The organism is Bowdeniella nasicola, from assembly GCF_001907295.1.
Classification (GTDB): domain Bacteria; phylum Actinomycetota; class Actinomycetes; order Actinomycetales; family Actinomycetaceae; genus Bowdeniella; species Bowdeniella nasicola.
Map to the genome: position 1 here is coordinate 15,501 of NZ_MQVR01000004.1, position 12,444 is coordinate 27,944.

Here is a 12,444-nt window from a genome sequence, read left to right on the forward strand (position 1 = left end):
CTAACGTCACAGTTATGATCAGCGCACCCCTGATTGAGCGGAAGTTGTGTGGCCCCGGCCCCTGCAACCCGTACGCTGAGGCCCAGGTGGCCCTCACCCGCCCCCTGCTCGGGCATCTCGACCCAGAGTTTTTGCGGATCATGGACGAGACCTGCGAGATGCTGCGCACGGTGTGGGGCACGGAAAACCCGCGCACGCTGCCGCTATCGGCGACCGGTTCGGGCGGCATGGAGGCCGCCTTCGTCAACACGGTCCACAAGGGCGACGTCGTCGTCGTGGCCGTCAACGGCCTGTTCGGGCAGCGCATGTGCGAGGTCGCCTCACGGCTGCACGCGCGCGTCGTGCCCGTCGACAGCCCGTGGGGCGAACCGATCGATATCCACGCGGTGCGCCGGGCGCACCCCAACCCGGACATCATCGCGGCCGTCCACGCCGAAACCTCCACGGGCGTACGCAATGACATCGCCGCGCTCGGCGAGATCAAGGGCAATGCGCTGCTGCTGACCGACCACGTCACCGCGATCGGCGGCAGCGAGGTGAGCGTCGATGACTGGGGCGTCGATATCGCGTATGCGGGCACCCAAAAGTGCCTCGGCGTCGCACCGGGGCTCGCCCCGTTCACCATCTCCGAGCGGGCATTTAAACGCCGTGTCGGGCGGCCGTCGTCCTGGTATTTCGACCTCGGCCTGCTCGGCGGCTACGTCGGCGGCAGCGCCGGCCGGCAGCGCACCTACCACCACACCGCACCCACGGGCATGGTCGTCTCCCTGCACGCCGCGCTCACGCGCATCCTTGCCGAGAGCCTCGATACCGCGATCGCCCGCCACGAGGCCGCGGGGGCGGCGCTGCAGCAGGGACTGGTCGACATGGGCCTCGAGCTGTTCGCCGCCGAGGGCGCGCGGCTGCCGCAGCTGACCACCGTGCGCGTGCCCGAGGGCGTCGATTCGGCGGCGGTGCGTCGCCACCTACTCGAGCACTATTCGCTCGAGATCGGTGCGGGCGTCGGCGAGTATGCGTCGAGCGTGTGGCGCATCGGGCTCATGGGGCCGAACGCGAGTCCGGCGACCGTCGCGCTCGTCCTGGGCGCGCTTGGTGAGGCGCTGGGCCGCTAGTCGAAGTCGCCGAGCCGGACTGTCACCGTCCGGCGCACATCCGAGTCGACGATCGCCGGCAGGGCCGCGGACATCGTGCCGCCCTCGCCCGCGACGTCGAGGATGCTCGCGGCACTGATCGGCACGTTGGCCGAGAGCTGCACGGCGCGCGTGCCTTCCGGCAGCGACGGGACGCGCACGCTCCCGGCCGGGATCTCGAGTCGGGCTTCCTCCCCGACCGCGCCATTAGCCGCGACCGGACGATACGTCACGCTCGCGCCCGACGTCGAGGGGGCCGTGATCGCGACGTGCGCGGTGATGCCCGCCTCGGCGATGCCCGGAACGTAGAGCTCGCGGCCCGCCGTGGCCGAGGGGATCCACGCCGTCGAGGACACGCCGCCCTCGCCGTCCCGGTGCGTCGCCGCCGCCGCGAGCACGGGCTGGTTGGATTCGACCTCGATCGAGTAGTCGCCCTCCGCGAGCGCCGCGAGGTCGATGTCTTGGACCGCGCCCGCATCGATCGCGAGGGACTCGGCGCCGGGCAGGGTCGTCGCGCCCTCGGCCGAGAGCATCGTGACCTTCACCGTCGCGACCTCGTCGCCGGGGTTAACGAGGCGCAGCACGTCGCCGCTGCCGCCCGCGAGGTGGACGCCAGAGACGAGCTGGGTGCGCTCCGCGCCCGCGCCGGGCGAGACGATCGCGCTGCCCTTGGCGATGATGCCATCGAGGCGGTGCGTGACGATCGCGGGGACGAGCGCGCCGCCGTCGACCTTGATGTGCAGGGCGAGGCGCTCGATTTCGGAGATGGAGGATTCGAGCAGGATCTTTTCCGTCTTGCCGGGGGCGACGGAGGTCCTCGCGACCGAGCCTTCGGGCAGCGCGCCGCGTTCGCTATAGGCCTCGATCGTCGCCGTCGCGACCGTCTGTCCGGGGTTGGTGAGCACGAGTTCGGCGCTCGCGCCGACGGTCGTGGCGCCGCCGAGCAGCCAGGCGTCGGTGATGGGCGATGCGCACGTCATCGCGGTCAGGCCGCGCAAGTCGCCGGCGGTGTTGATCGTGGCGGTGCCGCCGACGAGCGCGGGGCGGGCGCCGCCGGAGGGCTGGGCCGCGACGATGCCGGGCTCGTGTTCGTTATCGAGGGACAGGATAGCGGCCGGGGTGCCGGAAAAGTCGAAGCGCTGGCCGTCGGTCTGCCGCGTGTAGGCGGCGCTGCCCGCGGCGGATTGGCGCGGCAGGACGGTGAGCGAGGTGAGGGTACGGCTCGCCGCGGTGCGCTCACCGAATTCCTCGTCGCCTTCCTGTTTGCCTTCGGCATACGGGCCCGCGAGGCACGCCTGGCGGACCTCCGAGGGCGGGAGCTCGACGGCGCTCGCGGCGCTCGGCTCCGGAGGCTGCGGCAGCGTGACGCGCGGGCTGGTTACGGCGACGGCGACGACTGCGCCGACCATGACGATGGCGAGCACGATCGACAGCGCGGTCTTGGTTAAGCGGAGAGCATTCACGGGCGGACCTCCCGGCGGGGACGCGGGATGGCGAGCAGGGCGGTGATGAGCGCGGTAATCGCGCCGGCGATGAGCCAGTAGGGCTGGTAGACGGGCTGGTAACGCACGGTCAGCTCGCCCGCGTGGGCGGGCAGGTCGAAGGCCTGCTGCCAGCCGTGGTCGCTCGCGCCGAGCGAGGCCCCGTTGTAGCGGGCCTGCCAGCCGGAATCGGCGCGCTCGGCAAGGACGAGGGTGCGCGTCGCGGAGCCTTCCGCGACCTGGGTGCGTACGCCGTTGCCCTCCGAGGCGATCGCCTGCAGCTCGTCGCCATCTGCGATGCGGGCGCGGGATGTCACGGTGCCGGACTCACTGCCGGCGTCGACGCGCCAGATCGTGCCCGAGCGGTTGACAGTGACGCGCGAGACGCCGGGCGTCGCGTCGAGTGCCGCGACGAGGCGGGCGTGGGCGGACTGGTTCACGTCGCTCGCGAGCTCGTCGACGGGCGGCACGACGATGACGCCGATACCGGCCGCGCCGAGTTCGGCGGCCCCGGTATCGGAGTTGCTGGCAGCGAGGTTCGCGACGGAGGCGCGGAAGGATTCGGCCGCGGCGTCTGCGGTGTCGTGCAGCGAGCGCACGGCGATGACGGACGCCGAGGTCAGCATCGTCTGGCCGTCGGTGCGCACGACGTCGGCGCGCAGGCCCTCGTCGGCTTCGGGGGTCAGGATGAGCGTGCGTTCCTGTCCGACGCCCGCGGCCAGCTGCTGCGCGAGGGCCGGCGTCGGCAGTGCGGACGTGGCCTTGACCTGCATACGCTGCGCGGCCTGCGGCCCGATGATCAGCGCCCAGGACAGCGGCACCGCGATGGCAAGGACGGCGGTCGCGATCGCGACCGCGTGGCGCCAGCCGAATGTCGCGTCGGCGAAATATTCGCGCGTGCCCGTTACCCCGGCGACGGCGGCGATCAGCAGGCCCGCGACCAGGAGCGTAACGAGCGGCGCGGTATTGGCCGTGACGGCCTCGCCCGCGACGTGGGCGATGATGATATCGCGCACGACGATGAAGCTCGCGGCGGCGATGAGGACGACGAACCAGCCGAGGCGCACCGCAAGACCGGTACCGCCGCGGCGCCCGAGCGCGGCGAGGGCCGCGACGAGCAGGACGGTGCCCGCGCCGATCGCCAGCGGGGCGAGCGGGATGGGGCCGAGCGAGCCGGTCGGCAAAGGTGCGGACCAGCCGAGTAGCGCCGTGCGGATATCGCCACTGGAGGTGTTTTGCGGCAGGCCCGGGCTCGTCACCGCGAGCTGCCACAGCCCCTCGCGCACCATCGCGACGAGGCGCGGCGCATGCAAGACGAGCGTGGGGATCGGAATGAGCAGGAAGGCGAGTCGGTGGTGCGCGATGACGAGCTGGGAGGCCCACAGCAGCACGATGCCCGGTAGCAGCAGGACAGGCGCGCCTGCCGTGATGATCGCGAACGCGATCGCCGCACCGGCGGCCGCGGCGACGTTCGTCTTGCTGCGCATCGCTCGCAGCGGCGCGGGCGCCTCGTCGGTGGTGACCTCCGGCGTGCTCGGGGCAGGTTCGTCGCTGTGAAGGCGGGCGGCGAGGGCTTCGCGGTCGACGCGCTGCGCGCCGACCATGCCGGACTCGACAACGTCGTGCCGCTCGGCGGCGACGGCCCGCGTGAGTCCGAGGATCATCCACGGCAGCGTCATATGGGCCAGGGCCGGGCCGAGCTCACCGGCGTGCAGCGCCGGGATGAAGCTCGGGGCCAGCGCCCAGGTGATCGCAACCCAGGCACGGATGAGGATGGAGCGGGTGCCCGCGCCGGCCGCGAACCAGGCGCCGACGCCCGCGAGTGGGACGGCGAGCCGATAGGTCAGCGGCACGAGCGCGGAGAGGTTGCCCGTCAACAGCAGGCCGGGCAGCAGCGTCCACAAGAAGGCATCGGGCGGTCCGGGGTGGCCGAGCCCGACGTCGAGCCAACCGGACGTTGCGGCCCGGTAGGTCTCCAGGAGAGACCCGGTCGCGCGCTGGAGCGCGCCGCCCTCATAGATGCCGGCGGTCATCGGCGGACGGATCAGCCAGATGCCGATGCCGAGCAGGGCGAGCGCGAGCAGGGTGAGGACCGCGCGGCGGCGCCGGGCCAGGCGCGCGAGTTCGGCGAGTTCGAGTTCGCTCGGGGCCGCGGCGGCCTTGGCCGCGTCCTTATGGGAGCGCCGCAGTTCGCGTTTCTTTGCCGCGATGACCGAACGCGGGGTATAGATCCGCTCGAGCGTCGAGCGCGCGACCCGACGGCTCACCTCGGTGCTCTTGCGCGTCGCCAGCCACTGCTGCGGCGAGGACAGGACATGCGCGCCCGCGCGCAGCTCGGCGGTGAGCAGGTCGAAGTCCTTGCGCGCCAGGCGCCACAGCGCCCGCAGCGGGGTGAGGATAAGGATCGCGAGGTAGACGAGCGGCACCTGCCAGCCGGGCACGCCGGAAATCCACGTGTGGAGCTGGGCGGCGCGCCGATCGCCGAAGGAGCGGCGCACATCGGGTGCCTGCTCCTCATCGGAGCGCAGGCCCTGATAGGACGCCTGGGCGTGAAAGACGATGGCGGATGGCACGACGACGACGCGGTAGCCCGCAAGGCGCACGCGGCGCGAGAGCTCCAGCCCGTCGTTGAAGGGGCCGAGGTGCGGGTCGGTGCCGCCGAGGCTCGTCCAGATATCGCGGCGGATGAGCGCGCCCGCGATGGACACGCCCAGGACATCGCTGCGGTGATCGAGCTGGCCCTGGTCGATCTCGTCGACGTCGGTTTCGATGAAGCGGCGGGTCGTCGAGGTCGCGTTGATGCCCGCGGCGAGGAGGCGGTCGGGTTTCGCCCAGTCGCGCTCCTTACAGCCCGCGAGCCCGATCGAGGTGGCGAGTTCGACCTCGCGCAGCAGTTCAGCAAGGGCCCGCTCCTCGGGCGCGGAATCGTCGTGCAACAGCCACAGCCAGGCCACCGCCCCTTCGCGCACGGCAGGGATCTCGCCGGTGCGGGCCTCGCGGCGTTGGGCCGCGCGCGTGAGCAGTTCTTGGTGTTCGGCAAGGCCCTGGCGCACCGCGTCGCCGAAATTCTCAGCTCCGGGGATATTGATGACGCGCGTGGGCAGGGCGTGATCGTCGAGGGATTCGGCGACGACTTCCTGGATGGGCCTACCGGAACCTAGCGAGCGGCCGGGGGCCGCGACGTCGATGACAACGAGCCGATCGGGTAGGTGCTCCTGGGCACCGATGCCGCTCAGCGTTCGCTTGAGATATGGAGTGTCACCGCACGTCACAACGACGGCGGTGACATCTTGGTCGGGGTGAGCCTTAGGCGTCATCTATGGCGGGGTTAGCTGATGCGACGCTTCAACTTACGACGTTCGCGTTCGGACAGCCCGCCCCAAATACCGAATCGCTCATCGTTTTCCAGCGCATATTCCAGGCAGCGCTTGGCTACCGGACACGACGCGCACACCCGCTTGGCTTCCCGCGTGCTACCGCCCTTTTCGGGGAAGAACGCTTCCGGATCAGTCTGGGCGCACAGCGCCAGCTCGTACCATGCCGGGGTGCCGTATTCGACGCTCTCGTAGGGGTCGAGCATACGATGCTCGGTTTGCGGGTTCTGAGCGGAGATTGGTCCGTCACCCAGGATGTTCCACACGGTCGCTCTCCGTTCGGTCGATCAATGTCTGTCTCTAAATTACACGCGTGTCACTCGCATTCGTCAAGTGAATCGGTGATATACGTTCTCCGCCGTATGATGGCTACTATGCCCCCACGCCATAATCCCGCGTCGATCCTCGCCGCGATCGCCGCCTGTCCCGGTCCCGCCCTCACGTGGTACTCCGAGGCTGAACGTGTCGAGCTCACCGGCGCTGTCCTCGCTCAGTGGATCGCAAAGACCGCGAACTACCTGGTCACCGACGTGGCCATCGAGCCCGGCGCCACCGTATTCATCGACCTGCCGGTTTCCTGGCGCTCGCCCATATGGGTATTCGGCACGTGGCTCGCCGGCGCCGGCGTCGCGTTCCGTGAGATTGATGACGTCGACGTCATCGTGACCGACCGGCCGGAAGACTTCACTACCTCCCCCGCCGATGTGCTCGCGGTCGCTCTGCCCGCCCTCGCGCGTGAATTCGAGTGGGAATTGCCGCCCATGATCGCCGATGCGAACGCCGATGTCATGGCCGCCGCCGACCAACTCGGCCCCATGCCGCCGCTAGACCCGCAGGCCGTGGCCGTCGCCGGCCCGAACCTGCGCTTTGGGGACCTCGACGAGTTGCTCGTGGGTGGCACATCGGACCGCATCATGGTGCGCCCGGCGAACAACCAAGAACTCGTGCGGACCGTGAGCTCCCAGCTGCTTGCGGGCGGTTCGATCGTCGTCATCGATCCGAGCGATGAGACGATGAACTGCCAGTCCGTGGCAGCCCAGGAGGCAGCCCTCCCGCTGCGCGGCGCCTGTCGGTAAGGCCACCTAGGGACGATGTCCTAGCGGACGACGCGGGCGTAGCGCTTCTTCGGGTGGAAGACGAGGCCCTTCAGGCCCGCCTTGATGAGCCTTAAGCGCAGCTTGGCTGAGACCCCCGAGCCGTGCAGCTGCTTGAGCATGTTCTCGGCGAGCTGGACGGCGATCGTCGGCGAACGCAGCGAGAACGCGGCCGAGACCTGGTTGCGCACGCCGTATTCGAACTTCCAGATGTTCTTGTCGGTAACGTCACCGAAGTTCACGCCGCGGTTCTCCCCCAGCAGGTGGTCGACCTTGGAATCGGCGACGAAAATGCCGGGCCGGAATTTGCTCAGGCGCATCGTGTACTCAGCATCGTCGTACCAGATGAAGTACTCGCGATACGGCAGGCCGCATTCGCGCACCGCGTCCTTGGTGATGAGGCAGGAGACGAACGAGCAGGACTTCACGAGCTGGTAGGGCTCGTTATGCGCCATGTGGCGCGGCCAGTCCCACGTCGGGTCCGGCGTGTTCATCTCGCACAGTTCGCCGTCGGTCCACAACACCATCGAGCACGCGAAGCTCGGCTGATCGCCGGTGCGCTCTTCGAACTGGTCGATACCGCCGAGCAACGCCTTCAGCGCATCGGGCCGCGGGACGGTGTCATCGTCCATGATCCAGTAGGCGTCATAGCCCGCGCCGTAGGCTGCCTGGATGCCGTGGGCGAAGCCGCCTGCACCGCCGGTGTTGCGCTTCAGCCGCGTGATCGTGGTCGGGACCGCCGCCTTGCGCGCGGCGAGCATTTCGGGCGTGCGGTCGGTGGAGGCATTATCGACGACGATGATGCGGTCGACCGGGCGCGACTGGGCTTCTAGGCCGGCCAGGGTTTTTTCGAGCATGTCGGCCCGGTTGTAGGTCACGACGACGGCAGCGACGCGCATGATTACTCCTTCGTAGTCTTTCCCGCGAGCGTGCGGTAGTGGTCGGCATAAAAATCTTCGGCCGAGGTGCGCGAGGCGAGGTCGGCAACGAGCGACATCTGACGCGACATGAGCGAGCGACGCTCGGCGTCATCGGAGGCGAGGCGCTTCAGCAGCGCGACGGCGTGGGCGAGGAAGCTCTTGGGCTCGCGCGGCAGCAGCGCGCCGGGCGCGACGACGGTCAGCTGAGAGCCAACGTCGGCGCTCACGACGAGTACGCCGGCGCCGGTAGCCTCGAGGGAGGTGAGCGTCAGGCCCTCATTATCGGAGGTGATGAGCAAGACATCGATCTCGGATAAGAAGTCTGTGACCGGTCCCCACTCGCGCGTCGCGACGACATCGGCGAGGCCCGCGCGGGCCAGGTGGTCGCGCGTGTAGCTGGCGAGCTCACCGCTGCCCTGCATGACGAACTCGAACGCCTCCGGCTGGGCGGCGTGCAGCTTGCGGGCGACATCGACGAAGAGGAACGGGCGCTTTTGCAGGCTCATCCGGCCAAGGAACCCGACGCGGAGCTTCTTTCCCGGGCGCGGCGCGATCTCGGCAGGAGCGCTCGCGCTCGCGCGTGCGGTGAGGCCCGTGAGCGGATAGTAGGCGACCTTGCCCTGATCGATGCCGGCCTCGCGCGTGTAGATCTCGCGCAGCTGCGGGCTGATGACGTGGTGCAGGTCGATCAGGCGCGAGGCGCGCACCGAGTCGGCGACATAACCGCCGCCGCGATGCTCGACGATGTGGACCGAGTCCTCGATGCGCGTATCGGGCAGCAGCGTGCGCACGAGGCCGAGATTTTCGTAGGCGAGCACCGAGTGGTGGATGTGGATCGCCGCGGGCTGGTAGGTCCGCAGGAGCTTATCGACGAACGGGGTGCGTTCGACCTGACCGAACGTCTGGGCGCACAAGAACACTTCCTCGGCGATGCCGTAAGCACGGCCCAGCAGGCGCTGCGGCGCGCCGCGGTCGACGGTGATGAGGATGCGGTAGCCCGCATCGCGAGCGAGCTCGGCCTGGCGGAACGCCCATTCTTCGGCGCCACCGTTTTCCAGCCAGTGCATCGCGATCCACATCCACGGCTTACCGTCCTCCGTACGCGAGAGCGGGCTCGCGGAGTCGACCGTCGGCGCGGTCAGCTGCCAGCGCTGGTCGTAGGCGGAGTTGCGGGACTGGCGGTAGCGGTCGAGCGCGATCGGCATCTTGCCGTACAGGCGCCGGTAGACCTGGCTCATCGCCTTGCCCTTGAGCGAATCGGGCTTCACGAAGATGAAGGGCGCGTCCCCGTCCATGACGGCACGCGAGGGCAGCAGTAAGAAGCGCTGCTGGGGCACGTCACCGCTGCCCGACTTGGGCGTCGCGATGAGGATGCCGTCGGCTTCCGGCATGACGACGTCCGCGGGGCGGATATCGCGCAGCGTATTGCGGTCCTCGAGCGGCTGGGTGTCGCACAGGAACAGCCGCAGCATGATCGTGCGGTCGGGGTAGGTGAGGATCTGCGGCTTGAGCGCGGAGATGAGCCAGCGCTCATCGAGCCGGGCCAGCACGTCGCGTGCTTCGTCGCTCAGCGACAGCTCGATCGTGTGGTCGCTAAAGGCCTCGGCCAAGGCGCGCTGGGTGCTTCCTACCTCCACTACTGTTCCTTCCCGTCGCGCATCATCGCGACCGCTTGGTGGACATTGCCGTCGAAGACCAGTTCGCCCTTGCGTAGCAGGATGCCGCGTTCACACATGCTGGCGACGAGGTCGAGGTCGTGGGAGACGATGACGAGCGACTTGCCTTCGAGCTTGAGCTCTTCGATGCGCTTCAGGCATTTCTTTTGGAACGGCTCGTCGCCGACGGCGAGGATTTCGTCGATCAAGAAGATGTCGGGGTTCGTGTGGACCGCGACGGAAAAGGCGAGGCGCAGGAACATGCCCGAGGAGTAGAACTTCACCTCGGTGTCGATGAACTGCTCGATTTCGGAAAACGCGACGATGTCGTCGAAGGCGGCGTTGATTTCGTCTTCACTCATGCCGAGGATCGCGCCGTTGAGGTAAATGTTTTCGCGGCCCGTGAGGTCGGGGTGGAAGCCCGCGCCGACCTCGATGAGGCCCGCGATCTTGCCGCGCACCCGGATCTCGCCCTCGTCGGTACTCATGACGCCCGAGATGAGTTTGAGCATCGTCGATTTGCCCGAGCCGTTAAACCCGAGGAGCGCGACCGTCTCGCCCTGCTTGAGGGAGAACGAGACGTCGTTCAGCGCAGTGAAAGATTCGGTGAGTTCGCCGCGGCGGCCCTTGAAATTCCACACGACCCACTCTTTGAGAGAGTGCGTGTGCTTGAGGGTGAACTTCTTGACTGCGTGCTCTACGCGGATGACATCGGTATCGCTCATTACAGCTCCTGCGCGAAACGGCCATCGAGGCGACGAAAGACGTACTCACCGAGCGCCAGCGTGGCAAGCGAGACGACGGTCGCGATCCCCATCCACATCGCCATGTTCGGCGGGAGGGATTCACCCGTCGCGCCGATCGTCGGCTCCCAAAATGCCCAGTGGAAGACCTCGACGACCGGGGTGATCGGGTTGAGCATGTAGATCGGGAACAGCCAGCCGCCGTTCTTTTCCGACACGCTAAAGACCTGCTGCCACGTGTACAGCACGGGCGAGGCCCACGTCGCGACCATGACGAACAGGTCGACGAGGTTCTCCGCGTCCCGAAACAGCACGTTGATCGCGCCGAAGAGCAGGCCAAGGCCGAGGCAGAAGATCGCGAGGATGATGAGCGCGCCGACCGCGGCGAGCAGCTGCAAGAACGTCGGAGCCCAGCCGAAGAGCAGCGCACCGATGATGAGGACGACGAGCTGCGGGAAGAAGTGGATCGCCGCGACCCACAGCGCTGAGACCGGGAAGAGTTCGCGCGGCAGATAGATCTTTTTCACCAGCGCGTAGTTGCCCGCGATCGAACGCGTCGCATTGCCGAAGGACTCGGTGAAGAAATTGACGATGACGATGCCGGAGAACAGGTAGATCGCGTAGTTATCGACACGATCGTTCATCCGCAAGAACTCACCGACCGCGAAGTAGAAGACGACGAACTGCACGGCGGGCTTGACGTAGCTCCACAGCATGCCGAGGATCGAGCCCCGGTAACGCACCCGCAGGTCCTTGTGGACGATGAGCTTCAGCAGGTAGAAGCGGTAGACGATCTCGGCCAGCCCCCGGCCTTTGCCGGGTTCTCGCCAGGGATGGTCAAGCGGCGAGGTTTGGACGCTCATGCGTTCTTGGCGGCGATATCTTCGCCGGTCTTCACATGCGGGGTGATCCGGTTGTCGAATGCCGTGAGCGCCGACGCGATCGCCATATGCATGTCGAGGTACTGATAGGTGCCGAGGCGGCCGCCGAAGAGCACGTTCTTCTCCCCTGCCATCGCCTCGCGGTAGGCCGCGAGACGTTCGCGGTCCTTCGTGGTGTTGACCGGGTAGTACGGCTCATCGTTTCGGTTGGCAAAGCGGGAATATTCCCGCATGATGACCGTCTTGTCCTTCGGGTAGTTGCGCTCGGGGTGGAAGTGCCGAAACTCGTGGATCCGAGTGAAGGGTACGTCCTGGTCGCCATAGTTCATGACGGAGGTTCCCTGGAAGTCGCCGACCGGCAGGACTTCCTTTTCGAAATCGAGCGTGCGCCAGGACAGGTCCCCCTCGGCATAGTCGAAGTAGCGGTCGACGGGACCGGTGTAGACGATCGGGAGTTGCCCGACGGCCGAGTCCTTGTTGAACGGCTGGGAAGTGTCGAAGAAGTCCGTGTTGAGGTGTACCTCGATGTTCTTGTGGTCGGCCATCTTCTCCAGCCACGCGGTGTAGCCGTCGACCGGGAGCCCCTCGTAGGTATCGGAGAAGTAGCGCGCGTTGTAGTTATAGCGCACGGGCAGGCGGGAAATGATCCCGGGAGGCAGCAGCGCCGGATCCGTCTCCCACTGCTTGGCCGTGTAGCCCTTAATGAACGCCTCATACAGCGGGCGACCGATCAGCGAGATCGCCTTTTCTTCCAGGTTTTCTGGTTCCTTATCGCCCAACTCTTGGGACTGGTTCGCGATGAGTGCTCGCGCCTCGTCCGGCGTGTACGCCGCCTTGAAGAAGCTGTTAATCGTGCCGAGGTTGATCGGCATCTGGAAGACCTGGTCGCCGACGCGGGTCAGCACGTGGTGGCGGTAGTCGGTGAACGACGTGAAGCGGGTGACGTAATCCCACACCCGCTCATTGGAGGTGTGAAAGAGGTGAGCACCGTAGCGGTGGACTTCGATTCCGGTCTCAGGTTCGATTTCGGAGTAGGCGTTGCCCCCAATGTGGTGTCGGGACTCGATGATGGCGACCTTCATGCCCAGTTTCTCTGCGCACTGTTCGGCCATGGTCAATCCGTAGAACCCGGACCCCACGACGAGAAGATCAATATCCACGTCGGT

At 67.4% G+C, this 12,444-nt stretch carries 10 protein-coding genes; 2 read left to right on the forward strand and 8 right to left on the reverse strand.

Features of this window, described 5'->3' with window-relative positions; all coding sequences use genetic code 11:
* Positions 1-14 precede the first annotated feature (14 nt).
* Positions 15-1,112 carry a pyridoxal-phosphate-dependent aminotransferase family protein gene (locus BSZ39_RS01315; protein ID WP_073715600.1) on the forward strand — a complete coding sequence of 366 codons (1,098 nt, stop codon included), beginning with the start codon at positions 15-17 and terminating at the stop codon, positions 1,110-1,112.
* On the opposite strand, the gene BSZ39_RS01320 is transcribed toward BSZ39_RS01315, so the two are convergent.
* From BSZ39_RS01320 to BSZ39_RS01330, 3 genes are read right to left on the reverse strand one after another with little or no spacing between them, the layout of a single operon-like run.
* On the reverse strand, positions 1,109-2,593 hold the full coding sequence (locus tag BSZ39_RS01320) for a DUF5719 family protein (protein WP_073715601.1): 1,485 nt from the start codon (positions 2,591-2,593) through the stop codon (positions 1,109-1,111). The two genes, BSZ39_RS01315 and BSZ39_RS01320, sit on opposite strands and share 4 nt — an antisense overlap.
* A complete protein-coding gene (locus tag BSZ39_RS01325) occupies positions 2,590-5,928 on the reverse strand; it encodes a glycosyltransferase (protein ID WP_073715602.1) in 3,339 nt (1,112 codons plus the stop codon). Before BSZ39_RS01325 ends, BSZ39_RS01320 begins: the two co-directional genes overlap by 4 nt.
* 11 nt (positions 5,929-5,939) lie before the next feature.
* On the reverse strand, positions 5,940-6,191 hold the full coding sequence (locus BSZ39_RS01330) for a WhiB family transcriptional regulator (RefSeq protein ID WP_143180319.1): 252 nt from the start codon (positions 6,189-6,191) through the stop codon (positions 5,940-5,942).
* Positions 6,192-6,359: 168 nt separating this feature from the next.
* On the opposite strand from BSZ39_RS01330, the gene BSZ39_RS01335 reads away from it, so the two are divergent.
* Positions 6,360-7,061, forward strand: coding sequence for a TIGR03089 family protein (locus BSZ39_RS01335; protein ID WP_073715604.1), 702 nt, complete (start codon positions 6,360-6,362; stop codon positions 7,059-7,061).
* A gap of 20 nt (positions 7,062-7,081) precedes the next feature.
* Here the strand turns inward: BSZ39_RS01335 and BSZ39_RS01340 are convergent, their stop codons facing one another.
* Genes BSZ39_RS01340 through glf form a run of 5 tightly spaced genes read right to left on the reverse strand, consistent with a single transcriptional unit; the run spans position 7,082 to position 12,438 of the window.
* Entirely contained in the window at positions 7,082-7,978 is an 897-nt protein-coding gene (locus BSZ39_RS01340; RefSeq protein ID WP_083602841.1) for a glycosyltransferase family 2 protein, read from the reverse strand.
* A gap of 2 nt (positions 7,979-7,980) precedes the next feature.
* Positions 7,981-9,636, reverse strand: a complete 1,656-nt coding sequence (locus tag BSZ39_RS01345; protein ID WP_073715606.1) for a glycosyltransferase — start codon at positions 9,634-9,636, stop codon at positions 7,981-7,983.
* Positions 9,636-10,379, reverse strand: coding sequence for an ABC transporter ATP-binding protein (locus BSZ39_RS01350; RefSeq protein WP_073715607.1), 744 nt, complete (start codon positions 10,377-10,379; stop codon positions 9,636-9,638). The genes BSZ39_RS01345 and BSZ39_RS01350 overlap by 1 nt, the downstream gene beginning before the upstream one ends.
* Complete coding sequence (locus BSZ39_RS01355; RefSeq protein ID WP_073715608.1) at positions 10,379-11,260, reverse strand: ABC transporter permease; 882 nt, start codon at positions 11,258-11,260, stop codon at positions 10,379-10,381. The genes BSZ39_RS01350 and BSZ39_RS01355 overlap by 1 nt, the downstream gene beginning before the upstream one ends.
* The gene (glf, locus tag BSZ39_RS01360) at positions 11,257-12,438 is read right to left on the reverse strand and encodes a UDP-galactopyranose mutase (protein WP_073715609.1); all 1,182 of its coding nucleotides are present in this window, start codon (positions 12,436-12,438) and stop codon (positions 11,257-11,259) included. The genes BSZ39_RS01355 and glf overlap by 4 nt, the downstream gene beginning before the upstream one ends.
* Between the last annotated feature and the right edge of the window lie 6 nt (positions 12,439-12,444).